21 protein-coding genes are annotated in these 24,289 nt (G+C 73.5%); 7 read left to right on the top strand and 14 right to left on the bottom strand.

The genetic code is table 11. The annotated features are described in order from the left end of the window. Window positions 1-54 precede the first annotated feature (54 nt). Window positions 55-750, bottom strand: a complete 696-nt coding sequence (locus OEIGOIKO_RS13290; protein WP_125054230.1) for a response regulator — start codon at window positions 748-750, stop codon at window positions 55-57. After that, entirely contained in the window at window positions 747-1,979 is a 1,233-nt protein-coding gene (locus OEIGOIKO_RS13285) for a sensor histidine kinase (RefSeq protein ID WP_246177328.1), read from the bottom strand. The genes OEIGOIKO_RS13290 and OEIGOIKO_RS13285 overlap by 4 nt, the downstream gene beginning before the upstream one ends. Window positions 1,980-2,143: 164 nt before the next feature. Between OEIGOIKO_RS13285 and OEIGOIKO_RS13280 the strand changes: the two genes are divergently transcribed. Next, window positions 2,144-2,758: a hypothetical protein gene (locus OEIGOIKO_RS13280; protein WP_125054228.1), complete on the top strand. Its 615-nt coding sequence runs from the start codon at window positions 2,144-2,146 to the stop codon at window positions 2,756-2,758. 6 nt (window positions 2,759-2,764) lie between these two features. On the opposite strand, the gene OEIGOIKO_RS13275 is transcribed toward OEIGOIKO_RS13280, so the two are convergent. From OEIGOIKO_RS13275 to OEIGOIKO_RS13265, 3 genes are read right to left on the bottom strand one after another with little or no spacing between them, the layout of a single operon-like run. Further along, a complete protein-coding gene (locus OEIGOIKO_RS13275) occupies window positions 2,765-3,337 on the bottom strand; it encodes a cob(I)yrinic acid a,c-diamide adenosyltransferase (protein WP_125054227.1) in 573 nt (190 codons plus the stop codon). 10 nt (window positions 3,338-3,347) lie between these two features. Beyond that, entirely contained in the window at window positions 3,348-4,103 is a 756-nt protein-coding gene (locus OEIGOIKO_RS13270; RefSeq protein WP_125054226.1) for an ABC transporter permease, read from the bottom strand. Window positions 4,104-4,147: 44 nt separating this feature from the next. Beyond that, the gene (locus tag OEIGOIKO_RS13265) at window positions 4,148-4,930 is read right to left on the bottom strand and encodes an ABC transporter ATP-binding protein (RefSeq protein WP_125054225.1); all 783 of its coding nucleotides are present in this window, start codon (window positions 4,928-4,930) and stop codon (window positions 4,148-4,150) included. 82 nt (window positions 4,931-5,012) lie between these two features. Here OEIGOIKO_RS13265 and OEIGOIKO_RS13260 point away from each other — a divergent pair, with 82 nt between their 5' ends. The 4 genes from OEIGOIKO_RS13260 to OEIGOIKO_RS13245 all read left to right on the top strand — a co-directional run bounded on the left by OEIGOIKO_RS13260 (window position 5,013) and on the right by OEIGOIKO_RS13245 (window position 10,018). Beyond that, a complete protein-coding gene (locus OEIGOIKO_RS13260) occupies window positions 5,013-5,654 on the top strand; it encodes a TetR/AcrR family transcriptional regulator (RefSeq protein ID WP_125054224.1) in 642 nt (213 codons plus the stop codon). 126 nt (window positions 5,655-5,780) lie between these two features. Further along, window positions 5,781-6,629, top strand: coding sequence for a 3-hydroxyacyl-CoA dehydrogenase family protein (locus OEIGOIKO_RS13255; protein ID WP_031008088.1), 849 nt, complete (start codon window positions 5,781-5,783; stop codon window positions 6,627-6,629). A gap of 266 nt (window positions 6,630-6,895) precedes the next feature. Next, window positions 6,896-7,219, top strand: coding sequence for an STAS domain-containing protein (locus tag OEIGOIKO_RS13250; protein ID WP_031008086.1), 324 nt, complete (start codon window positions 6,896-6,898; stop codon window positions 7,217-7,219). Between the two features lie 273 nt (window positions 7,220-7,492). Next, window positions 7,493-10,018: an ATP-binding protein gene (locus tag OEIGOIKO_RS13245; RefSeq protein WP_125054223.1), complete on the top strand. Its 2,526-nt coding sequence runs from the start codon at window positions 7,493-7,495 to the stop codon at window positions 10,016-10,018. Window positions 10,019-10,159: 141 nt separating this feature from the next. On the opposite strand, the gene nucS is transcribed toward OEIGOIKO_RS13245, so the two are convergent. Next, on the bottom strand, window positions 10,160-10,822 hold the full coding sequence (gene nucS, locus OEIGOIKO_RS13240; RefSeq protein WP_031008081.1) for an endonuclease NucS: 663 nt from the start codon (window positions 10,820-10,822) through the stop codon (window positions 10,160-10,162). 215 nt (window positions 10,823-11,037) lie between these two features. Here nucS and OEIGOIKO_RS13235 point away from each other — a divergent pair, with 215 nt between their 5' ends. After that, window positions 11,038-11,430: an SCO5389 family protein gene (locus tag OEIGOIKO_RS13235; protein WP_125054222.1), complete on the top strand. Its 393-nt coding sequence runs from the start codon at window positions 11,038-11,040 to the stop codon at window positions 11,428-11,430. Between the two features lie 246 nt (window positions 11,431-11,676). Here the strand turns inward: OEIGOIKO_RS13235 and OEIGOIKO_RS13230 are convergent, their stop codons facing one another. Further along, a complete protein-coding gene (locus OEIGOIKO_RS13230; protein ID WP_125054221.1) occupies window positions 11,677-12,705 on the bottom strand; it encodes an LLM class flavin-dependent oxidoreductase in 1,029 nt (342 codons plus the stop codon). Between the two features lie 189 nt (window positions 12,706-12,894). On the opposite strand from OEIGOIKO_RS13230, the gene OEIGOIKO_RS13225 reads away from it, so the two are divergent. Beyond that, window positions 12,895-13,212, top strand: coding sequence for a hypothetical protein (locus tag OEIGOIKO_RS13225; protein WP_031008074.1), 318 nt, complete (start codon window positions 12,895-12,897; stop codon window positions 13,210-13,212). A gap of 10 nt (window positions 13,213-13,222) precedes the next feature. Here the strand turns inward: OEIGOIKO_RS13225 and OEIGOIKO_RS13220 are convergent, their stop codons facing one another. From OEIGOIKO_RS13220 to mce, 7 genes are all read right to left on the bottom strand, one after another. Next, window positions 13,223-14,665 carry an ABC transporter permease subunit gene (locus OEIGOIKO_RS13220; protein WP_125054220.1) on the bottom strand — a complete coding sequence of 481 codons (1,443 nt, stop codon included), beginning with the start codon at window positions 14,663-14,665 and terminating at the stop codon, window positions 13,223-13,225. Then, the gene (locus tag OEIGOIKO_RS13215; RefSeq protein ID WP_125054219.1) at window positions 14,662-15,945 is read right to left on the bottom strand and encodes an ABC transporter ATP-binding protein; all 1,284 of its coding nucleotides are present in this window, start codon (window positions 15,943-15,945) and stop codon (window positions 14,662-14,664) included. The genes OEIGOIKO_RS13220 and OEIGOIKO_RS13215 overlap by 4 nt, the downstream gene beginning before the upstream one ends. A 160-nt stretch (window positions 15,946-16,105) precedes the next feature. Further along, a complete protein-coding gene (locus tag OEIGOIKO_RS13210; protein WP_125054218.1) occupies window positions 16,106-16,879 on the bottom strand; it encodes an ABC transporter permease in 774 nt (257 codons plus the stop codon). Window positions 16,880-16,881: 2 nt separating this feature from the next. Next, the gene (locus tag OEIGOIKO_RS13205; protein ID WP_125054217.1) at window positions 16,882-17,940 is read right to left on the bottom strand and encodes an ABC transporter ATP-binding protein; all 1,059 of its coding nucleotides are present in this window, start codon (window positions 17,938-17,940) and stop codon (window positions 16,882-16,884) included. Window positions 17,941-18,195: 255 nt separating this feature from the next. Continuing rightward, window positions 18,196-19,134: a coiled-coil domain-containing protein gene (locus tag OEIGOIKO_RS13200; RefSeq protein WP_031008063.1), complete on the bottom strand. Its 939-nt coding sequence runs from the start codon at window positions 19,132-19,134 to the stop codon at window positions 18,196-18,198. A 114-nt stretch (window positions 19,135-19,248) separates the two neighbouring features. Further along, window positions 19,249-23,526 (bottom strand): polarized growth protein Scy, encoded by a 4,278-nt coding sequence (gene scy / locus OEIGOIKO_RS13195; RefSeq protein WP_125054216.1) that lies wholly within the window; start codon window positions 23,524-23,526, stop codon window positions 19,249-19,251. Between the two features lie 200 nt (window positions 23,527-23,726). Continuing rightward, window positions 23,727-24,200, bottom strand: a complete 474-nt coding sequence (mce, locus tag OEIGOIKO_RS13190) for a methylmalonyl-CoA epimerase (RefSeq protein ID WP_125054215.1) — start codon at window positions 24,198-24,200, stop codon at window positions 23,727-23,729. Window positions 24,201-24,289: the final 89 nt, after the last annotated feature.

Here is a 24,289-nt window from a genome sequence, read left to right as displayed (position 1 = left end):
TGGACCAAAGTGGTTGGCACCCTCCGCCGCGCCCGCCCGGCGCGGCAGCGCCCTTTACCCTTCCCGGCCGTCGCCGACACCCAATTCCTGCGCCAATACCGCCGCTTGCACCCGGCTGCGCAGCTCCAGCTTCCCCAGCAGGCGGCTGACGTGCGTCTTCACCGTGGCCTCCGCCATCGCCAGGTGCTCCGCGATGTCGGCGTTGGACAGGCCCCGGCCGAGGCAGCCCAGGACCTCGCGCTCGCGGCGGGTCAGTGTGTCCAGGACGGCCGGGTCCGGTGCCGAGGGGCCGGCGGGCCGCCGTGCCGTACGGGGGTTGGCGAACTCCGCGATCAGCCGCCGGGTCACGGCCGGGGCGATCATGCCCTCCCCGGCGGCCACCGTGCGCACCGCGTCCAGCAGCGCCGCCGCCTCGCTGTCCTTGAGCAGGAAGCCGGCGGCGCCCGCCCGCAGCGCCCCGAAGACGTACTCGTCCAGGTCGAAGGTGGTCAGCACCAGGACGTCGGCCAGTTGCTCGTCGACGATGGCCCGGGTGGCCGAGACGCCGTCCAGCTTGGGCATCTGTATGTCCATCAGGACCAGGTCGGGACGGAGTTCGCGGGCCAGCCGCACCGCCTCCTCGCCGTCCGCGGCCTCCCCGGCCACGTCGATGTCGGGGGCGGAGCGCAGGATCAGCGCCAGCCCGGCCCGTACGGCGGACTGGTCCTCGGCGATCAGCACCCGGACCGGGCGGCCGGTGGCAGCGGTCATCGTTCCTCTTCCTCCTCGCGGACGGGCAGTTCGGCCCGTACCCGCCATTCCTTGCCGTCGCGGTGGCCGCCGCCCTCGGGTCCGGCCTCGAACCGGCCGCCGAGCAGCTCGATCCGCTCCCGCATGCCGACCAGTCCGGCGCCGGAGCCGGGCGCGCGCGGGCCGGGCCGGTCGCCGAAGGGGCTGGTCACGCGGACGGTGAGCGGGCCGCCGGGTGTGTGGGTGATACGGACCACGACGTCGCCGGGCGCGGCGTGTTTGAGGGCGTTGGTCAGGGATTCCTGCACGATGCGGTACGCGGCCAGCTCCACCGGGGCGGGGAGCCGCGCGCCGCCGCTGCCCGCCCGGGTGTCCTCCAGGGTGAACGTCAGTCCGCTGCTCGCCCCGTTGGCGCGGGCCTGGGCCAACAGCGCATCGAGCCCGTCCAGGGTGGGCGTGGCCTGCGCCTCCGCCGTACCGCCGGGGTCCTTCGCGTCCCGCAGCAGGCCGATCAGCCGCCGCATCTCGGCGAGGCCCTGCACACTGTTCTCGCGGATGACGCCGAGCGCCTCGCGGCTGGCGCCGGGGTCGTCGATGGACTGCGCGGCCGTGGCGTGGATGGCGATGGCGGACAGGTGGTTGGCGACCATGTCGTGCAGTTCGCGGGCCATCCGGGCGCGTTCGGCGATGACGGCCTGCGTACGGTCCATCTCGGCCAGCAGCGCGGTCTGTTCGGCCTCCAGGCGGGCGGCCCGGGCGGCGTTGCGGTGTTCGCGGATGATGACGCCGGTCCAGGCGGGACTGATGGTGATCAAGCCGACGCCGAGACCGAGCAGCAGTGCCTGCGGGTCGCGCAGGACCGCCACCGGGACGATGGTGGCGACTACGGTGAGCAGGACGCTGATGACCGGCACGCGCCGGGCGGTGCCCGGGGGGCCGTACAGCACCGCGGCGTAGACGATGTCGGTGAACATCACGATCGTGACGAGCAGCCCGCCGCAGCACACGTCCGCGACGAGCGCGACGGTCGCCAGGCCCAGCGCGGTCCGCGGGGCGGACCGGCGCAGCAGTTCGGTGCCGGACAGAACGGCCAGCGGCACCAGACCGAGCCAGGAGGGCACGTCCAGCAGCGGCGGGCTGCTGTGCAGGTCCAGTCCCCACAGCAGCAGACCGCCGAGCAGGCCGCCGACGGCGATGCACACGTCGTCGCGGTGCGGGCGCGCCAGGGAGGCGAAGGGTCTCGCGGTCACCCCTCCATCAAACACGGCGGCGCGGCCCGCCGCCTCCACGCCCCGGCCGAACCCGTGGCACCGCGCGCTACATCGAAAGATGCAGCACCGGATCATCGCGGGCGACGAGGTGACGGCCGGATTCCGGGGTGAGCCTGGAAGGGACCGGAAAGAAGGTGAGTCCCGTGATCATCGCGCTGATCGTCATCTGCGAGGTCGGCTTCTGGGTGCTGCTGGCCGGCGGGCTGGCCCTGCGGTACCTGGCGAAGATGCCGCGGGCCGGCATCGCCGTCCTGCTGCTGGAGCCGCTGCTGGAGCTGGTCCTGCTCGTCGTCACCGCCGTCGACCTGAAGAACGGCGCGGAGGCCGACTGGAAGCACGGGCTCGCCGCGGTCTACATCGGCTTCTCGGTCACCATGGGGCACCGCATGATCAAGTGGGCGGACGCCCGCTTCACCCACCGTTTCGCGGGCGGCCCGCCGCCCGTGCCGGCGCCGAAGTACGGGCGGGAGCGCGCGGTCTTCGAGTGGCAGTCGGCAGGCCGCTGGATTCTCGCCGCGCTCGTCGCGATGGGACTGCTGCAGCTCGCGGCCTGGTACGTGGGCGACCCCGCCCGGACCGCCTCGCTGCGTGACTGGCAGACCAAGATGCTCTTCGTCATCGGCATCAACCTGGTCATCGCGGTGAGCTACACGCTGTGGCCGAAGAAGGCGCCGGCGGGGGAGCTGTCCCCGGGCGGCGCGGACGAGCGCGAGCGCGACAAGGCCGGAGCGGCCCAGGGCCCGCCCTCGCCCCGGTGACGCCGCCTACCGCTCGCCGCCCGGCACCCACAGCACGTCGCCCTGCTCCTTGTTGGCCGTGCGGGCCAGGATGAACAGCAGGTCGGAGAGGCGGTTGAGGTAGGTGGCGGTGAGGTGGTTCATGGTGTCGCCGTGCATCTCCAGTGCCGCCCAGGTGGAGCGCTCGGCGCGGCGGACCACCGTGCACGCCTGGTGCAGCAGCGCGGCACCGGCCGTACCGCCGGGCAGGATGAAGCTGCGCAGCTTCTCCAGGCTCTCCAGGTAGTGGTCGCAGTCCGCCTCCAGCTTGTCGATGTAGGTCTGCTCGACGCGCAGCGGCGGGTACTCGGGGTTCTCCACCACCGGCGTCGACAGGTCCGCGCCCACGTCGAAGAGGTCGTTCTGCACCCGGACGAGCACCGTGACGACGTCCTCCGGCAGCGAGCCGAGGGCGACGGCCACGCCGATCGCCGCGTTGGCCTCGTTGGCGTCCGCGTAGGCCGCGATCCGCGTGTCGGTCTTGGCGGTACGGCTCATGTCGCCGAGGGCGGTGGTGCCCTTGTCGCCGGTACGGGTGTAGATGCGCGTCAGATTGACCATACGGGCGAGCCTACGCCGCGGCCCTGCGGAAGGCGCGGGTGCAGACCGCCGCGGCCACCGCGGCGAGTCCGGCGGCGCTCAGCGCGCCGTACAGCACGGGCGTACCGGTGTAGTCGCCCACGTAGGCCGCGCGGACACCGTCCACGAGGTGGCGCAGCGGCATGAAGCGGGAGAGTACGTCCAGCCACCCGGGGGCCAGGGCCATCGGCAGCATCAGGCCGGACAGCAGCATCGTGGGCATGGTGGCGGCGTTGACGACGGGGCCGAACTCCTGCGGTGAGGTGACCTTCAGGGCCAGCGCGTACGACAGTGAGGACAGGGCGACGGCCGTCGCGGCGACGAACGCGAAGCCGATGAGGATGCCGCCGAGCGGCGCCCGCAGTCCCATCACCAGCGCCACCAGCACCAGCAGCCCTGCCTGGAACGTGAGCAGCACGGTGTCCCGCAGCACCCGCCCCAGCAGCAGCGCGAGCCGGCTCACGGGCGTCACCCGCATCCGCTCTACCACCCCGTACTGCTTTTCGAGAATGATGGCGAAGCCGCAGAACGACGCTCCGAAGAGCGCGAGTTGCAGCAGCAGGCCGGGCACCAGGACCTGCCAGGAACTGCCTTCGGAGGCCAGCGGCAGCCGCGTCAGCAGTGGTCCGAAGAAGAGGAGGTAGAGCAGCGGCATCAGGACGCCGAAGAGCATCTGCACCTTGGAGCGCAGGGTCTGCCGGGCGTAGCGCCCGAAGATCAGGGCGGTGTCGGACAGGACGGGGGACATGCGGGGCTCCGTAAGTGGTCGGGCGGTCGGACGGCTACGGGCGGTCAGACGGCTACGGGCGTGGTGTCCACAGGGGCGGGGCCGCGCCCGGTGATGGCGAGGAAGGCGTCCTGGAGGGACGCGTCTGCCGAGCCGGCGTAAGCGGTCTTGAGCGCGCGCGGGGTGCCTTCGGCGGCCACCACGCCCTTGTCCACCACCACCAGGCGGTCGGCGAGCGCATCCGCCTCGTCGAGGTAGTGGGTGGTCAGGACGACGGTGGTGCCGAAGTCCGTACGCAGCTTCCGCACCAGCTCCCACAGCCCGGCCCGGCTGCCGGGGTCGAGCCCGGTCGTCGGCTCGTCCAGGAAGAGCACCGCGGGCCGGTGCAGCAGGCCCATCGCGATGTCCAGCCGCCGCCGCTGCCCGCCGGAGAGCGCCGCGCACGTGCGGTCCAGCAGTCCGTCGAGGCCGAGGTCGTGTGCCAGTTCCTCGGCGCGGGCCGCCGCCCGCGCCTTCGGCAGGCGGTACAGGCGCCCCTGGGTCACCAGTTCCTCGCGTACGGAGATGTGCGGGTCGACGCCGCCGGACTGGGCGACGTAGCCGGTGGCGCGCCGGACGCCCGCAGGGTCGCGGAGCAGGTCGCAGCCGGCGACGGTCGCGCTGCCGCCGGTGGGGGCGAGGAGCGTGGTGAGCATCCGCAGGGTGGTGGTCTTCCCGGCGCCGTTGGGGCCGAGCAGGCCGAGGATCTCGCCGTGTCCGACGGTGAGGCCGATGCCGCGTACGGCTTCGACGGTGCCGTGCCGGGAGGTGAAGGTCCGGCTCAGGCCGGACGCGGTGATGACTGCCATGCCGGCAAGAAAAACAGAGCCACTGAAAAATTGCAATGCCCCCAAAAATCAATGGGCCCCAAGAAGGCGTACGATGCGGGGCATGGCAGAGGGACTCAGGGAGCGCAAGAAGCGGCAGACGCGCCAGCACATCTCGGACATGGCCACCGGCCTGTTCCTGGAGCGCGGCTTCGACGACGTGACCATCGCGGAGATCGCGGAGGTCTGCGAGGTCTCGGTCAACACCGTCTACAACTACTTCCCGGCCAAGGAAGACCTCTTCATGGACCGCGGTGCCGGGCTGGTGGACCGCCTCGCGCGCTACGTACGCGGCCGGGACGCGGGGGAGTCGGCGGCCGCCGCCGTCCTGCGCGAGCTGCGCGAACAGGTGGAGGCCGTCTCGCCCGCCGTCGGGCTCGTCGAGGGGTACGACCGCTTCCTGCGCGTCATCGAGGGTGCCGCCACCCTCAAGGCCCGCCTCTGGCACCTCCAGCAGGAACAGCTCACCCGCCTGGAGGAGACCCTGCGGCAGGAGGCCGGTGCCGCGGCCGACGACTGGCTGCCGCTCCTGGTGGCCGGGCAGCTCAACTGGGTGCACGCCACGCTCACGGCGCACATCGCCCGCGCCGTGATGGCCGGCCGCGCACCCGACGAGGTGTCACGCGAAGCACTCGTCCTGCTCGACGACCTGGAGGACGCGCTGGGCGGAAAGGTCCTCAACTATGCCGTGCGCGGCGGCCGGTGAGCCCGCACGGTGTGATGTCCGTCATCTGAGACGTGACGCGCATCTCTAACCCTCCTATCGATCGCCGCCGGGCGCTAACGTCACTGCCGAGAGCCGTCAGGTGTACAGCGTGTTAGGGGACAGCAAGTGGCAAAGAAGCTCGCCGTCATCGGAGCCGGACTCATGGGGTCCGGTATCGCGCAGGTCTCGGCCCAGGCGGGCTGGGAGGTCGTCCTCCGCGATGTGACGGAAGGCGCGCTGGCCCGCGGCAAGGGCGGCATCGAGGCCTCGTACGAGAAGTTCGTGAGCAAGGGCAAGCTGGCCGCGGCCGACGCCGAGCAGGCGCTGGCCCGGATCACCACCACGACCGACCTGGACGCGGCGGCCGACGCGGACATCGTCGTCGAGGCGGTCTTCGAGCGGATCGACGTCAAGCGCGAGATCTTTACGAACCTGGACAAGCTGGTCAAGGACGAGGCGGTGCTCGCCTCCAACACCTCGGCCATCCCGATCACCAAGATCGCCGCGGCCACCGGGCGCCCCGAGCGGGTGGTGGGCACGCACTTCTTCTCGCCGGTGCCGATGATGCAGCTGTGCGAACTGGTGCGCGGCTACAAGACCAGCGACGAAACCCTCGCCACCGCCCGCGCGTTCGCCGAGTCCGTCGGCAAGACCTGCATCGTCGTCAACCGTGACGTGGCCGGCTTCGTGACCACCCGCCTCATCTCGGCGCTGGTCGTCGAGGCGGCGAAGCTGTACGAGTCCGGGGTGGCCAGCGCCGAGGACATCGACACCGCCTGCAAGCTGGGCTTCGGACACGCCATGGGGCCGCTGGCCACCGCCGACCTGACCGGCGTGGACATCCTGCTGCACGCCACCGACAACATCTACACCGAGTCGCAGGACGAGAAGTTCGCACCGCCGGAGGTCATGCGGCGGATGGTCGATGCCGGCGATATCGGCCGCAAGAGCGGGCAAGGCTTCTACGAGCACTGATTCCGCGTCGGACGGGCCCGGACCCCGCACCGCGCTGTCGCAGCGTCAGGCGCCGCCCCCGGCACGTCCGGGAGCGCGGCGGCCGGGGCTCCGGCCGCCGGCGGCCCGCCCCCGCGGCGGCCGGTGCGCCAGGCGCACGGGTCCGGTGCCGTCACCCTCCGGGGTGAATTCGGTATCGGTTCGCTTACAGGCGGCAACTTCGCCGCATGAGAGGCAGTCAGTTCTGTAGACGTAACGATCGAGCACTCATCACCCGGGGAGCGCATATGCACATCAGGGGCGACCACGCCGAGCTGGTCGTCGGGGGCCGCCTCGACGTCCGCAGCGCGGCGGACGCCCGAACCGTCCTGCACTCCGCCGTCGACTCCGGTCAGGGCGACCTCGTGCTGGACCTGACCGGACTCGACTCGTGGGACGCCACCGGACTCGGCGTGATCATGGGCGCGCACCGCCGCGCCGGGCGGGCCAACCGCCGGCTCGTGCTGCGCGGCGTACCGCCGCAGATGCAGCGGCTGCTGGTCGCCACCCGCCTGCACCGCATCCTCGCCATCGAGGGCGGCATCGCGGCCGAGACCCTGCCGCGGGTCTGACGGCGCGACGGCGCCGACGGCAAGATCAAAAAGCCGCATACCCGAAGGATTCTCACAACACTGTGACGTTCCGGGCAGGAGCGGACCCCGGCGCTTCGTAGATACTGGGCGAAGGTCTAAGGTTCGGTTTTCCGCCGTCCGGTTCGCCGCACGGCGGGCACCGGACCAGAAGCGGCGGCCGGGGAGCACCCCGGCCGGAGGCTGGGGGAGTGCGGACGGCCGGGACGCGAACGGCCGGTCGGCACGCCAAGCGCATCTGGGGGGCATTTCACCATGGACCCGAACACCAACCGGGGACCTGAGGAGTACGGCGAGCAGGACGCCCCTGCCGCGACGCCGACGCCCGCGGCCGGCGGCTCCGCGGCCGCTCCCGGCGGGCCCGCCCGCACCGTACAGCTCGTGTCGGGCCCCTACCTGCTCACCGTCAACCCGGTCGACGGCAGCGAGATCGAACCCTGCCCGCCCGGCGAGCAGCCCGCCGTCCCCGGCAAGCACGGCCCCGAGGAGCGCGCCGAGCTGGCCCGCGCCGCCGCGCCGCCCGCCCTGCCGGTCTCCGCCGGCCGCCAGGGCGCGCTCCTGGAGCGCGCGGAGGAGACCGACCGGCTGGTGCGGCTGCTGTCCCGCGGCAGATCCGTACGGGTCACCGGGCCCTCCGGATCGGGCCGTACGCGGCTGCTGGACGCCGTCGCCACCGCCTGCGAGGGCCTGGCCCCCGACGGTGTCGTGCGGCTCTCCGGATACCGCCGCACACCCACCGACGTGATGTACGAGCTGTTCGCGGCCGTCCACCGGGCCCCGCTGCACCGCCCCGACCGCGGCGAGCTGCTGCGCCTGCTCGGCGAGATCGGCGCCATCGTCGTCCTGGACGACCTGGAGTTCGGCGGCGCCGCGCTGGACGAACTGCTGGGCGCCACCCCCGAATGCGCCTTCCTGTTCGCCGCCACCCCCGACGTCGCCGCGCCCTCGCCCGGCTCCCACCTCGAAGAGGTCCCCCTCGGCGGCATCGGCCGCGACGCCTGCCGCGAGCTGCTGGCGGGCGTCGTCGGCCGGCCGCTCACCGACGACGAGGCCGCGTGGGCCGCCGACCTGTGGTTCGAGTCCGAAGGGCTGCCGCTGCGCTTCGTGCAGGCCGGTGCCCTGCTGCGGCAGCGGACCCGTACCGGCCAGGACACCTTCGACGCGTACGCAGAGCACTCCGACGACGACGCCGCGGCCGGGGACGGCCAGGGCGGCACCGCCGGACCGCTGCCGACCGTCGCCGAGGCCGCCTCGCCCGCGCCGCTGATCGCCGCCGGCCTGAGCGAGGCGGCGCGCGAGACGCTGCGCTTCGCGGTGGCGCTGGGCGGCGAGCTGCCGCACCAGGCACACCTGCCGGCGCTCGCCCAGGACACCCACGCGGACGCCGCCCTCGGTGCGCTGCTGGACTGCGGGCTGATCACCCCGGCCGGGGGCCACTACCGGCTCGCGGCGACGGTCGAGGGCCAGCTGACGGCCGCCGGGTACGACGACGGCGCGGGCGAGCGGGCCCTGACCGCCGCCCAGCACTACGCCTGGTGGGCCGGCCACCCCTCGGTCACGCCCGAGCGGGCGGCCGCCGAGGCCGACGCGATCCTGGCCGCCATGAACGTGCTGACCGGCAGCCGGGAGAGCGGCCACCCCAGCGCCGCCGTCCTGCTGGCCCGCACGGCCGCCCCGGCCTTCGCCGCCGCCCTGCACTGGAACGCCTGGGAACGCAGTCTGCGGCACGGCGCCGAGGCCGCCCGCATCGCCGGGGAGGTCGCCGAGGAGGCGTACTTCCACCACGAGCTGGGCGTCCTCGCCCTCTGCACCGGCAACCTGGACCGGGCGCGGGCCGAGCTGGAAGCGTCCATAGGACTGCGCGGCGTGCTCTCCGACCGGCGGGGCGCGGTCGCGGGACGGCGCGCGCTGGCCCTGGTCGCCGACCGCTCCGGAACGTTCACCCCGCCCGCCGGTACGGCCACGCCGGCCGGCGAGGAGGTCCCGGACGCGCGGACGGAGGAGTCGGCCTCGCCGCCCGGCGGGGTGCCCGCCGCCCTCGCGTCGGCCCCGGCCGTCGACGCGACCGCGCCCACCGTGGTCACCCACGCCGTCACCGGCGGCGGCAAGAACGCCGGCCGGGGCGGCACCAGGACCGGCGGCCGCAAGGCCGTGGTGCTGGGCGCCCGGCGCAACCTGGTCGCCGCGGCCGCGGGCGCCCTGCTCGTCGCCGTCCTGGGCACCGTCGTCACCCTGGGCGCCGTCTCGGGGAACGACAACGGCACGGGCGGGAAGGTCAAGACCGAGCAGTCCGCCGAGCCCGGCAAGGACGGTGACGGCCTGCCCGCCGACCAGCCGGGCACCGACAGCACCCGCACCGGCCAGGGCAGCCGCCCCGGCACGGGCGGTCCCGGCTCGGCCACGCCGGGCACCGGCGGGCAGCCCACCGGCACCCCCGCCCCGAGCACCGGCGCCACGGACCCGACGACCGGCCGGCCCACGGACGGCAGCACGGACCCGACCGATCCGACGACGCGCCCGACCGACCCGACCACCCGGCCCACCGGCACGGGGACGGGCACCGGCAGGCCCACGGACAAGCCGACCGACAAGCCGACGGACAAGCCCACCGACAAACCGACGGACAAGCCGACCGACAAGCCCACGGACAAGCCCACCGACAAGCCGACCAGCCAGGAACCGACCGGGACCACCGGCAACCCGGCGCCCAGCAGCGCCAACGGCAGCAGCTCGGCGGCCACCACCACCTCCGGCGGCACGGGCGGCGGCACGGACGTCTGAGCACAGCACGACGGCCCGGTACGGGACCGTCCGCCTCAGGGGCGGGCGTCCCGTACCGGGCCGTCGTCGTCCGTACCGGCGGGGTCCGCGGGGCCGGGTGAGCTCACTCCCGGCGCCCTGGCCCGTACCGGCCCTGGCCGCTCAGAACAGCCGCAGCTTGTCGTCCTCGATGCCGCGCAGCGCGTTGTAGTCCAGCACGACACAGCCGATACCGCGGTCGGTGGCCAGCACCCGCGCCTGCGGCTTGATCTCCTGGGCCGCGAAGACGCCCTTCACCGGCGCCAAGTGCGGGTCCCGGTTGAGGAGTTCGAGATAACGGGTGAGCTGCTCGACCCCGTCGATCTCACCGCGCCGCTTGATCTCCACGGCGACCGTCGCGCCGTCCGCGTCCCGGCACAGGATGTCCACCGGGCCGATGGCGGTGGGGTATTCACGGCGGATGAGCGAATAGCCCTCGCCGAGGGTCTCGATCCGGTCGGCCAGCAGCTCCTGGAGGTGCGCCTCCACACCGTCCTTGATGAGCCCCGGGTCCACGCCCAGCTCGTGCGCCGAGTCGTGCATCACCTCTTCCAGGGTGATGATGAGCTTCTCGCCCCCCTTGTTCTCCACCGTCCACACACTGCCGTCGCCCTCCTTGAGGGTGCACGGCGGGGACATCCAGTTCAGGGGCTTGTAGGCCCGGTCGTCCGCATGGATGGAGACCGAACCGTCCGCCTTCACGAGGATCAGGCGAGGGGCCGACGGGAGGTGGGCACTGAGCCGGCCCGCGTAGTCCACGGAGCAACGGGCAATGACGAGACGCATGGTGCGCCACGCTACTCGACCGGAGGCCGCCGACGCGATTCGCCCCTGAACCGCCCGCTCCGCCGGCGGCCGGTTGTCTCGGCAATCTTCTGGTGTGCGCCGGGTGCGCGGCATACCGTTGAAGCGGGGGGTCGTGGTCCGGACACGCTCCGTCGCGAAACCCCCGGTCCCATCCCTGAGGCTCCGTCCCGGCGGGGCCGCGAGAGGAGAACCTCATGTCGCTCGACGTCTCACCGGCCCTCCTCGAACAGGCCGAGCGAGGCGAGGTCGACGAAGCGGAATTTGTCGACTGCGTCCGGACCTCCTTGCCCTACGCATGGGGGATGATCAGCTCCCTGGTGACCCAGCTGAAGGTGGACGGCGGCGAGTTCGCCGACAACCGGACGCCGCCGCCGGACGAGCGGGCACGCGGTCAGCTGCTGCGAGCACTGGCGAGTGACGCGATACGCGGGTCGTTGGAACGTCACTTCGGTGTGCGGCTGGCATTCCAGAACTGCCATCGGGTCGCGGTCTTCCCGCTCGACCCGGCGGTGGACGACAGGCTGGCCAAGTTCACCTCCGTCCGGGGCCAGCTGCTGAACCAGTCGCCTGAGCTGCGCGACTGCTGACCGAAGATGCTGCCGCTGCGCAGGCGCGACGGAGACCGTACGGCAAGGATGCGCCGGCGGCAGCATCGGCCGGACCGGCGTGGGTACGGCAGCGTCGGCGCGGCGCGCACGGCGTCCCCCGGGCGCGGGGCCGGGGGACGCCGGGTACGCCGGGCGGTGGCGGACGGCGGCGGGCCCGCGCGAGCCGCCGCCCCCGGAGCGGCCTTCGGCACCGCCTCCGGATCAGCCTCCGGATCAGCCCCTGGATCAGCCGAGCCGCGGCAGCACCTCGGCACCCAGCCGCCGGACGTTCTCCTCGGTGGCGGCCAGGTCGCCGGAACCCTCCACGAGCAGTGCGAAGCGCCGGATGCCGGTCCGCTCCGCCGAGGCCGCGAGCCGGTCGGCGCACCGTTCCGGCGGCCCGACCGGATGCAGGTCGCAGAGCAGTTCCGTGTACGCCAGCGGGTCGCGCATGGCGCGGTGGCGGCCGTCGACCGTCTCATGGGCCGCCAGCCCGCGCCGCAGCCAGCCCGGCATCGCCTTCGTGAGGACCTCGGCCGCGCCCTGCCGGGAGTCGCCGACCTGCACCACCCCGGCCGAGACGTGCTCCGCCGCCGCGACCAGGTCCGGGTCCCGCCCGGCCGCCAGCGCGGTCCGGCGCCACAGCGCCACCATCTCCGCCTTGTCCTCGTCGCCGCAGTGCATCCCCAGCAGCATCGGCAGCCCGCGCTCGGCGGCCAGCCGCACCGTCCCGGGTGAGGTGCACGCGAGGACGACGGGCGGACCGGACGGCATCTCCAGCGACTCGTCGGGCCGCGGTACGACGGCGACCTTCCGGAAGGAGTGACGTGCCCCCGCGGCACCGACCCGCGGCTCGCTCAGCCAGCGCAGCAGCAGGTCCAGCGACTCGGGGAAGTGCTGCTCGTAGGCGGCCAGCCCCGACCCGAAGACCTCCAGGTCCACCCAGGGACCGCCCCGGCCGACACCGAGGGTGAACCGCCCGCCGGAGGTCAGGTGCAGCAGCGCCGCCTGTTCCCCGAGAGCGACCGGATGCTGGGTCGGCAGCACGCTGACGGACGTGCCGACGCCGATCCGGTCGGTACGGCCCAGCAGCAGGGCGGCCAGCGTCGCCGCCGACGGGCAGACCCCGTACGGCACGAAGTGGTGCTCCGCCAGCCAGACGGCGTCGAGCCCGGCCTCCTCCGCGACTTCTGCGGACCGCACCGCCCGGTGGAGCGCCTCCCCCTGCCCCTGACCGGGAAACTGGGCGGCCAGAATGAAAGTCCCAACACGCATCGCTCTTCTGCCTCCTCGCAGCCGACGCGACATCCCCCTAACAGGCAACAACGGGTGACACGTGCCAAGGGCACGGCCTGCGGCGAAGTTTCCCGATGATCGCAGGATTGTGGCGGCCGACTACGCCCCATGACGGAGCCGCGTAGGGTGGTGACGGCCCGTGACCCCGCAGATTTCCCGAGGTGCCCAGTGTCTCCGCGTCGAAACCGCTCTCGCGGCGGTGAGAAGCCAGCCGACCACGCGGGCGGGGGCCGCTACGGCCTGGAACGTACCGAGGAATGGCGCGGCGAGGAGTGGGTCGTACGGCATCTGGGGGGCGGCGGGGCGGCCAAGCACTACCGCTGCCCGGGGTGCGACCAGGAGATCCCGCCGGGGGTGCCGCACGTCGTCGCCTGGCCGCGGGAGGGCGACGTGGACGACCGCAGACACTGGCACAAGGCGTGCTGGAACGCACGGGACCGCCGGAGCGCGCGGCTCCAGCGGTCCCGTAACGCGCCGAGGTACTGAGCGGTCCCCGTCAGACGTCGCGCTTGTGCAGCGCCGCGTACGCGCCGCCGAGGACGACGGCGGTGACGCCCGCGAGGACGAGCAGCGGCTGCCAGCCGGTCGGACCGTCGGGCATGAACGGCTGGCCGTAGAGCGAGGCGAGGTTGTTCGGGACCGAGTACTCGATCAGTTTGGTCGCGAACGGGCGCAGGCTCTCCGAAGTGATCATGAAGACGGCCATCAGCATGGGCAGCAGGACCAGACCCGTCATCGCGCTGATCGCGCCGGCCGAGTGCCGCAGCAGGGTGCCCGCCGCCAGGGACAGCAGGCTCAGCACGGCCACGAACAGACCGGAGCCGACGGTGGCGCGCAGCCACTCGTCACCGGTGGGCGCCGGGCCGGTGAGCATCCCGGAGTGCGCCACCGCGACCAGCGCGTTGGAGACCGTCGTGACGACGAACGTCAGCGCGAACAGGACGATCGCCTTGGCGGTCAGCACCCGCGCCCGGCTGGGGCAGGCCGTGAACGTCGTACGGATCATGCCGGTGCCGTACTCCGAGGAGATCACCAGCACGCCGAGCGGGATCACGCACAGCGTCCCCAGCAGCAGGCCGAACCAGGCGAAACCGAGCTTCGGCTCGACCACCCGGTCCGGGTCCGCCAGGGCCAGCGCCGTCAGCAGCCCGATGCCGACGTTCAGCAGGACCAGCACCCCCAGCGTCCACATCGTGGAGCGCACCGAGCGGATCTTCGTCCACTCGGAGGTGAGCGCGTGCCCCAGGTTGGTCCGGCGCACCGGGATCGGCGAGACGTAGGCCGGGCCGGTGCCGCCGGGACCGGCGGCCTGCCAGGCGGCCGGGATCTGCTGCTGGTGGGGCGGCTGCTGAGCCTGCTGGGGCGCGGCTTGCTGGGGCGCCTGCTGGTGCGGTGCGGGCTGGTGCGGCTGCTGGTAGGGCGCCTGCTGGTACGGCACCTGCTGCGGCGGGGGACCGGCGGGCGGCTGCTGGGCCTGGAGCGTCATGGTGCCCGCGTCCTTGGGCGCGCTCTGGGGGGCCTGCGGTGCGCTCTGCGGCGCGCCGTGCGGAGCCTGCGGTGCGCCATGCGGGGCCTGCGGTGCGGCCTGAGCCTGGAGCATCATCGTCCCGGCCTCCTTGCCGGGCGCGGCGGCCGGCGGCTGCTGAGCCTGGAGCATCATCGTGCCGGCTTCACGGGCCGGAGGCTGCGCCGAGGGCTGCGGCTGGGCCGGAGACTGTTCGGCGGGCTGCCGCTGGGGCGTGTGAGCGGGCGGCTGCGGCTGCTGCTGCGGGGACGCGTGCGCGGCCAGCGGCCGGGGCTCCGGCTGCTCGGCGGGCGGCTGTGCGGCGGGCGGCTGCGCGGGCGGCTGCGGTGCTCCCGCCGGGGGCGTCGGGCCGGTGCCGGGCGCTTCGGTGGCGTGCGGCTCAGGCTGTGGCTGCGGCTGCTGAGGGCTGGTCATCGGGCGTCCTCGGTGTGCGGCTCGGAGATGTCGGCGGGGGCGGCGGGCTGGGCGGCGGGCGGCATCGGCGCCGGGGCGCCGGCCTGCGGACCCGGCTGCGGCTGCCCGTACGGGTTCGGCTGTCCGTACGGCGAGCCCTGGCCGGCCATCGGCGGCGGGTAGCCCTGGCCCGGCGCGCCGCCGGGACCCTGTGCGTACGGGTTCGGCTGCCCCTGGGCCCCGGGGTGCGGCTGACCCGGGTGGCCGGGCTGCCCGTACGGGCCCGGCTGCGGCGCCGCGTATCCCTGCGGCGGCTGCCCCGGCGCGCCCGGGCCCTGCGGCGCGAGACCGGGCGCCTGCTGCTGGAGGCCGGCCCGCTGGTCGGTCGTCGAGCGGTAGTCCACGACCCCCTGCGTCAGCTGCATGTACGCCTCCTCCAGGGACGCCTGATGCGGCGACAGCTCCCACAGGCGGATGTCCGCGTCGTGCGCGAGGTCGCTGATGCGGGGCAGCGGCAGCCCGCTGACGCGCAGCGCGCCGTCCTGCTCCGGTACGACCTGGGCACCTGCCTCGCCGAGCAGCGAGCCCAGCTTCTCGCGCAGCTCCGGCTCGGTGTCCGGCGTACGGACGCGGGCGAAGTCGGCGGAGTTGGCCGAGATGAAGTCCCTGACCGACATGTCGGCCAGCAACTGGCCGCGGCCGATGACGATGAGGTGTTCGGCGGTCAGCGCCATCTCGCTCATCAGGTGCGAGGAGACGAAGACCGTACGGCCCTCGGCGGCCAGCTGCTTCATCAGGTTGCGGACCCACAGGATGCCTTCGGGGTCCAGGCCGTTGACCGGCTCGTCGAAGAGCAGCACCTGCGGGTCGCCGAGCAGCGCCGCCGCGATGCCCAGGCGCTGGCCCATGCCGAGCGAGAAGCCGTTGGAGCGCTTGCGGGCGACGTCCTGGAGGCCGACCACGCCGAGGACTTCGTCGACGCGGCGTGCCGGGATGCCGGAGAGCTGGGCGAGGCAGAGCAGGTGCTGGCGCGCGCTGCGGCCGCCGTGCACCGCCTTGGCGTCGAGCAGGGCGCCGACGTGCCGCGGGGCGTTGGGCACCTGGCGGAACGGGATGCCGCCGATCGTGACGCGGCCGCTCGTCGGGGTGTCCAGCCCCAGAATCATGCGCATCGTCGTGGACTTGCCGGAGCCGTTCGGGCCCAGGAACCCGGTGACGGTGCCCGGCCGCACCTGGAACGACAGGTTGTGCACGGCTGTCTTGGCGCCGTAGCGCTTCGTCAGACCGAATGCCTCGATCATTCTCCGCCCCTCAGAAATGGTTCGGGGCAGAGGTGCTCTCGTACCCCCGTGAGGGTTAGGAGGTTATCCGCAGGCTGACGGTTCCCGTCAAAACGCGGGCCGGCCAGGGGCGCGGGGCCCGCCCGGCCCGCGACGTACGGCCGCCGCCGGCGCCCCGGTCTCAGGCGTCGCGCCGCTTCAGCAGGACGTACCCGCACACCAGGGCGGCCACCGTCCACGCCACCATGACGGCGAACCCGCCCCACGGCCCGTACGGCACCTCGTCCCCGGCCGGCGGCACCACCTGCATCACCTTCTGGCCGGCCTGGTCGGGGAGGTACCAGCCGATCTTCTCGGTGGCCGAGACGTTCCCCAGGACGGTGGAGATCAGGAAGAAGAACGGCATCAGGATGCCCAGCGCCAGCATCGGGCTGCGCAGCATCGTGGCCACGCCCATCGAGAACACCGCGATCAGCGTCATGTACAGCCCGCCGCCCACCACGGCGCGCAGGACGCCCCGGTCACCGAGGGACGCCGCGTGCGCGCCGAGCATCGCCTGGCCGATGAAGAAGGCGAGGAAGGCCGTCACGAAAGAGACGACGAGGGCGAGCAGGGTGGCGACGGCGACCTTGCTGAAGAGGAAGGTGCCGCGCTGCGGTACGGCGGCGAGCGAGGTACGGATCATGCCGGTGCTGTACTCGTTGGAGACCACCAGCACCCCGAAGACGATCATCGCCAGCTGGCCCAGCCCCATCCCGGCGAAGCTGATGGCCGTAGCGTCGAAGGTGGCCCGGTCGCGGGGGGACATGGTGCCGAAGTCGTTGGAGGCGAGCAGGCAGATCAGCGCGCCCAGCGCGACCGTGACGACCAGCGCGATGCCCAGCGTCCACACCGTGGACCGCACCGACCGGATCTTCGTCCACTCCGACTTCAGGACCTGGGATACGGCCGCCATCGTCAGGACCTCCGCTTCGGGTTCCGCCAGCCGGCGCCCCAGCCGCCGCCGGGCGGGGTGCCCGGCGGCGGTGCTCCCGGCGTCCCGGGCGGCGGCGGAGCCTCCGGCAGGCCGTCCTCCGGCGCCGCGGACCGCTGCTCCGTCATGGGCCGCTGCTCCGCCGAGTGCGCGTGGTACTCCACCGATCCCGCGGTCAGCTGCATGAACGCTTCCTCCAGGGACGCCTGCTGCGGGCTCAGTTCGTGCAGCACGATCCGGTGCCGCGCGGCCAGCTCACCGAGGTCGGCGGCGCTCACCCCGTCGACCTCCACCGCCTCGCCGGCCGGCGAGGCCGGGTGCCCGGCGTCCCGGAGCACGTCGAGCAGCCGCTCCCGCTCCGGCGACCGCATCCGTACGTACGCGCGCGAGTTCTCCCGGATGAACTGCGCCATCGAGGTGTCCGCCAGCAGCCGCCCCTGACCGATGACGATGAGGTGGTCGGCGGTCAGCGCCATCTCGCTCATCAGGTGCGAGGAGACGAAGACGGTACGGCCCTGGGCGGCCAGACCCCTCATCAGGTTGCGGATCCAGTGGATGCCCTCGGGGTCGAGCCCGTTGACCGGCTCGTCGAACATCAGGATCTCGGGGTCGCCGAGCAGCGCGCCCGCGATGCCCAGGCGCTGGCCCATGCCCAGGGAGAAGCCGTTGGAGCGCTTCTTGGCCACCCCGGTGAGCCCCACGGTGTCCAGCACCTCGTGGACGCGGGCGCGCGGGATGCCGTTGCTCTGGGCCAGGCACAGCAGGTGGTTGAAGGCGCTCCGGCCACCGTGCACGGCCTTGGCGTCCAGGAGGGCGCCGATGTGTGCCAAGGGGTTGGACAGCTGCCGGTAGTGCCGTCCGTCGATACGGACCTGTCCCGACGTCGGGTGGTCCAGGTCGAGCATCATCCGCATGGTCGTGGACTTGCCGGCGCCGTTGGGGCCGAGGAAGCCGGTGACGATCCCGGGCCGCACGGTGAAGGTCAGCCCGTCCACGGCGAGCTTGTCGCCGTACCGCTTGGTCAGCCCCTCGCTCTCGATCATGTACAGCACGCTAAGCGGGGGCCGGTGCCCCCGCATCTCGGGCGTACCGGACAGCGCGCACCGGGTCCGCCGGTCGCCGGAACGGCTTCGTACGACGGTCCGTACATCTGCTGAAAGCATTCCGCCCGCCCGGCCTCCGGGGAGAGGCGGGGCGGGCGGAGCGCGTCTGCTGCCGTCGGGCGCGGTCCCGGCCGTCACGGGAGCGGGCTGCGGGAACCCACCGGCCGTACCGGCGTCACAACGGCGAACGGCGCCTCAGCGCGACTGCTGCGCCGGGACGCCGCGGGAGATGGGCTCCTCGTCCGCCGGGGTGCCGGCCGCGGCGACCGCCGCGCCGGTGAGCGTCGCGAGCATCTCGCGGACGTTCGTCAGCTGGGCGTTGATGGAGTCCCGGCGGTTGGTCAGCGCCGCCAGCTCCCGCTCGGACTCGCTGCGGATCCGGTCCGCCTTGGCGTTCGCGTCCGCCACGATGTCCTCGGCCTGGCGCTGCGCCGTCTCCACCGTCTGGCGGGCCCGGCGCTCCGCGTCCGTGCGCAGCTTCTCGGCCTCCAGCCGCAGCTGCTCGGCCCGGTGCTCGATCTCCGCCAGCCGCTTCTCGGCCTTGGCCTGACGGGAGGCCAGGTCCCGCTCGGACTGCTCGCGGCGCTTGGCGAGGTTGGTCTCGAAGTCCGCGGCGGCCTGCGCGGCCTTGGCGCGGGTCTCCTCGAAGAGGGAGTCCGCCTCCTCCCGCTTGGACTGCGCGTCCTTCTGCGCCTCGGCGCGCAGCGCGGTCGCCTCGCCCTGCGCCTTCTCGACGATGCGGGCGCCCTCGTCCTCGGCCTTGGCCTTGCGGTCCGTCGCGAACTGCTCGGCGTCGTTGCGGACCTGCTGGGCGGCCGACTCGGCCAGCTCGCGGTGCTGCTCGGCGGCCCGCCGGGCCTCCTCGCGCAGGTCCTTCGCCTCTTCCTCCGCGAGCCGGAGGATCTTCTCGACCCGCGCGCCGAGACCCGCGTAGGACGGTTCGGCGTCGTTGACCTGGGCCTGGGCGTTCTGCGTTTCGAGGTGCAGCTCCTCGATCCGCTTCTCCAGCGAGGTGATACGGGCCAGGGCGCTGTCGCGGTCGGCGACCAGCTTCGAGATGCGGTCGTCCACCTGACCGCGGTCGTACCCACGCCGCACGAGCTCGAAGCCGTAGGGGGAGGAAGTGTCGCTCATGGGGTTCCTGTCGAAAGAGACCGGTGAGGTGATAAAGGGAATCCTAGGGGCCGCAACGGCGTGTCATCGAGTCATTGCGCGTTTGAAGTGGAGAATGGCCCCTCATTCGGGTGGCTACCCCTCAGACTGCTTGCCACTCGAACGAGTTGCGCCCGCCCCCGCCGCGGCCTTCGCCCCGTCCTTGCCACCACCGTTGGCCGGGGCCTCGAAAGACTCCAACGCCTCCAGCACGTCCTGGACACGGGAGATCTCCGTGTTGATGTCCTTGCGGCGCCGCACCAGCACCTCCAGCTCGCGCTTGCCCTCCTCCACGATCTGCGCCGCCTCCGCGCGGGCCTCGGCGCGCAGCCGCTCCGACTCCCGTACGGCCTCGGCCTTCTTCTGCTCGGCCTCCTTGAGCAGCCCCTCCGCCTTCTTGACCGCGGCGATCCGGACCTTGCTGGCCTCGCTGCTGGCGTCCGACACCATCCGCTTGGCCTTCTCCTCGGCCTCCGCCTGCTGCTGCGTGGCCTGCGCGATCAGCTTGTCGACCCGCTCGCCGGCGTTCTTCATCGTCTCCGACGACTCGCGGCGGGCCCGCTCGTGCAGCTCCTCGACCTCGCTCTCGATACGGGCCCGCAGCTCCTCGGCGCGGTCCCTTATCGCGGTGGCGTCCCCGCGGGCCTCGCTCAGCAGGACGTCCGCGTCCGTACGGGACTTCTCGACCCGCGCGTTGCCCTCGGCGGTGGCCTCGGCGACGATCCGGTCGGCCTCCTTGCGGGCCGCGCCCACCATCCGGTCGGCCTGCTCCTCGGCGGCGGTCGCCGACTTCAGCGCCTCCTCCTGGGCCTTGGCCACCAGCTGGTCGGCCTGCTCGGCGGCGTCCGCGCGGCGCTGCGCGGCGTCCTTGCGGGCCGCGTCGACGGTCTGCTCCGACTCCTCCAGCGCCTCGGTGCGCAGCCGGTCGGCCTCCGACTCCGCCTCCTCCTTGATCCGCTCGGACTCGGCACGCGTACGGGTGGCGTGCTCCTGCGCCGAGGTGACGGTGTCCGCCGCCTCCGCGCGCAGCCGGTCCGCCTCCGCGGTGGCCTCGGCGATCATCCGGTCCGCCTGCTCTCGGGCGTCCGCCCGGGTGCGGTCGGCGTCCCGCTCGGCGCCCGCGACGGTCTCCGCCGCGTCCGCGCGCAGCTTCTCGGCCTCGCTGCCGGCCTCGGTCATCAGCTGGTCGGCCTGCTCGGCGGCGTCCGAACGGGTCTTGTTCGCCGCCTCCCGCGCCGCGTCGCCGGTCCGCTCCGCCTCCTGGCGCGCGGTCTCCAGCGCCTCGGCGGCCTCGGCCCGCAGCCGCTCCGCCTCGGCGGTCGCCTCCGCGACCAGCTCCGCGGCCCGCTGCTCGCCCTCGGCCCGCAGCCGCTCGGCGGCCTCCTGACCCTCGCGGACCGTGCGGTCCGCGTCGTCCTGCGCCGAAGAGGTCAGCTCGGTGGCCTCGGTGACGATCCGTTCGGCCTCCGCGCGCGCCTCGGTGAGGAGCTGGTCCACCTGTTCGGCGGCGTCCGAACGCATCCGGTTGGCGTCGTTGCGGGCCTCCGCGCGGGCCCGGTTGGCGTCCTGCTCGGCCGAGGCCAGCGCGTCGGACGCGTCCGTCCGCATCTGCTGCGCCTTGGCGGAGGCGTCCGACACCAGCTTCTCGGCCTGCGCGGTGGCCTCCGCGATCAGGCTGTCGGCCTGCTCGGCGGCGTCCGTACGGGCCTGGCCGGCCGCCTCGCGCGCCTCGTCCAGCGTGCTCTCGGCCTCCGCGCGCAGCCGCTCGGCCTCGGCGGCGGCCTCCGTGCGCAGCCGGTCGGCCTCCGCGATGGCCTCCGCGACCGTGCGGTCGGCGAGGGCCTTGGCGGCCTCGGACTCCTCCCGGGCCTCGCGCCGGGTGCGGCCCGCGTCCTCGGCGGCGCGCTCGCGCTCCGCGTAGGCGTCGGCCCGTACCCGGTCGGCCTCCTCCTGCGCCTCGGTCCGCGTACGGTCCGCGGCGTGCTCGGCGGCCGAGCGCAGCCCGGCGATCTCCTCCTCGGCCTGCTCGTGCAGCCCGGCGACCGCGTCCCGCACCTGCTGGGCGGTCTGCTCCGCGGCGGCGACCAGCTCGGCGGCGCGCCGGTCCGCCTCCTCGACCAGCCGCTCCGCCTCCTCCTGCGCCTCGGCGACCCGCTTGCGGGCCGAGGCGAGCAGCTCCTCGCTCTGCTCGCGTGCGGCGGTGCGCTCCTGGTGGGCCTCCTCGCGGGCCTCGCCGAGCAGCTCCTCGGCCTCCCGGCGGCGGCGGGCCGCCTCTTCCTGGGCGGCGGCCAGCGCCTCGGCGGCCTCGGTGCCCGTACGCTCCGCGGCGGCCGCGGCCTCCGCGCGCACCCGGTCCGCGGTCTCCTGCGCCTCGGTCTTCAGCCGCTCCGCCTCGGCGGCGGCGTCGCTGCGCAGCCGTACGGCGACGGACTCGCCCTCGGCGCGCGCGGCGGACGCGTCGGTCGCCGCCTCCGAACGCAGCCGCTCGGCCTCGTCCTCGGCCTGCTGCTGGAGCACCCGCAGCCGCTCCGCCGACTCCGCCTTGAGCTTGGCGGCCTCCTCCTGGGCCTCCCGGCGCAGCTTCTCGGCCTCGCCGCGGGCGTCGTGCAGCGCCTCCTCGGCCGCGGTGACCTTGCCGGCCGCCTCCGCCTGGAGCCGGTCCAGCTCCTCCTGCACCTCGGTACGGCGCTCGGTGGCGGCCTCCTCGGCCTCCGTGCGCAGCTGCCGCGCGGCCTCCTCGGCCTCCGCCTTCAGCGCCGCGGCGGCCTCCTCGCCCTCGGCGCGCAGCTCCTCGGCCTCCGCACGGGCGCGCTCCAGCGCCTCCTCGGCCTGCTTGCGCAGGGCCGTGGCCCGCTCGATGGCCTCGGTCCGTACCCGCTCGCTCTCCGCGCTCGCGCCCGAACGTGTCTCCTCGGCGTCGGCCTTCGCCTCGGCCAGCAGCTCCTCGGCCCTGGCGGCCGCCTCCTCGATCTGCTGGACCGCCTCACGGCGCGCCTCGGCCCGGATCCGGTCGCCCTCGTCGACGGCCTCGGACCGCAGCTGCTCGGCCTCGCCGCGCAGCCGCCGTGCCTCCTCCTGGAGCTCGACGGTCTTGGCGCGGTACTCCTTCGTGTCGTCCTTGGCGGCGCCCTTGAGCTGCTCGGCGGTGTCGTGCGCCTCACCGCGCAGCCGGTCCGCCTCGGCCTCGGCCTCCCGGCGGACCCGCTCGGCCTCCTCGGCGGCGGCCTTGGTGGTGGCCTTGGCGTCCTCCGACGCCTTGGTCAGCACCTCCTCGGCGGTCCGCGCGGCCTTCGCGAGCTGCGCCGCGGAGTCCTCCGCCGCCTTGGACCTGGCGGCCTCCTGCGCCTCGGCGACCAGCCGCTCGGTCTCCGTACGGGCGTCCGCGCGCAGCTGCTCGGCCTCCGCCTTGAGGGCGTCGGCCTCCTTGGTGGCCTCGGCGACCAGCCGGGCGATCTCCGCCTTGGCGGTCCGCAGCCGCTGCTCCTGGTCCGACTCGGCGGCCGACAGCCGCTTGGCGGCGCTCTCCTGTGCCTCGGTGACCAGCTTCTCCGCCTCGGCACGGGCCTCGCGCAGCGCGCGGTCGGCCTCCTGCAGCCGTTCCTCGGCGGTCTTCGTCAGCTCGGCGGACTGCCGCCGTGCCTCCTCGGTCTCCGTACCGACACTCGTACGGAGCTGCTCGGCCTGCTCGGTGGCCTCCTGGGCCTGGCTGGAGGCGGCGTTCAGCAGCCGCTCGGCGTCCGTACGGGCCCGGCGCAGGAGCGCGTCGGCCTCGGCGCGGGCCTGCTCGGCCTCGCTGCCCAGCCGGGCGCGGGTCTGCTCGGCCAGCCGCTGCGCCTCGGCGCGGGCGGCGCTCAGCGCCTGCTCGGCCTCGGCCCGCGACTCGTCCATGAGCCGGCGCGCCTGCGACTCCGTACGGGCGCGCAGCTGCTCCGCCCAGGCCACGTTCTCGTTGACGTGCGACTCGACGGTCTGGCGGCGCTCGTTGAGCTCCTCGTCCAGCCGGCGGCGCCGTTCGACCGCCTCGGCGTGCAGGTCGGCCTCCATGCGCGCCTGGCGCTCGGCCTGCTCCTGCAGCAGCCGCTGCGTCTGGGCGCGGGCCTCGCGCACCTCGCGCTCGGCGTCCGTACGCAACTGGTCGGCCTGGATCTGGGCGTTGCGCAGCAGCTGCTCGGCCTGATGGCTGACGTTGTCGTAGGCGGGGCGGGCCGCGATGGTGCGCCGCGCCTCGTGGAGCTTGGCTCGCAACACCTCGACCTGGTACCCGAGGTCGTCGGCGTGCTGGACCGCCTTGTCCCGCTCGGTCTTCAGCCGCTCCATCTCGGCCTCGAACTGCGAGAGGTGGTCGTCAGCCTCGTAGCGGTCGTTGCCCCGCACTGCGCGGTCCCATCCGTCCCCTGGTCATGGTGGCGGCCGGCTCCCATCTGCTCGTTCCGCAGCCCGAAATGCCTCGTGCCGGGCGCGTGCTGGAGCTGACCCTTCCGAAGAAATGGTGTCAGATCATCGGCGGAGTGTGGACCGGGCCCCGACCCGGCCCCCGGCCGAAGGTGCACTCTACCGGCCGGGGAAGGGAAAGGTCAGTGCTCAGTCGTGGAGGGAGACGAGGAAGCGGGGCCGGCAGTTCCCTCGTGGGGTGCCGCGGTGACCAGTTCGGTCAGTACGCCGTGGCAGTCCTTGGGGTGCAGAAAGGTGATCCGCGACCCCATGGAACCGGTGCGCGGCGCGTCGTAGAGCACCCGCACCCCCTTCTCCCGGATCGCCTGGGAGTCCCCGTCCACATCCGCCGTCCCGAACGCGATGTGATGCACTCCCTCCCCGTTCTTGGCGAGCCACTTGCCCACCGCGGAGTCCGCCCGGGTGGGTTCCAGGAGCTGGAGGTACGAAGCGCCGCCGTCGGACGTATCGTTGATCTTCAGCATGGCCTCGCGGACGCCCTGCTCCTCGTTGACCTCGGTGTGGAAGACCTCGAAGCCGTACGTGGCGCGGTAGAACTCGACGGTCGCGTCGAGGTTCTCGCAGGCGATCCCGATGTGGTCGATTCGCGTCAGCATGGCTCCAGTGCACCGCCCGCACGCGTGGTTACGCAACGTGCGCGCGATCACACCCGCAGCCCGGTGACCCGGCGTCTACCGCTCAGTAC

It is taken from the genome of Streptomyces paromomycinus (genome assembly GCF_003865155.1).
Lineage (GTDB): Bacteria > Actinomycetota > Actinomycetes > Streptomycetales > Streptomycetaceae > Streptomyces > Streptomyces chrestomyceticus.
The sequence above is the reverse complement of the archived record's forward strand: the minus strand, read 5'-3'. Positions and strand labels throughout refer to the sequence as shown.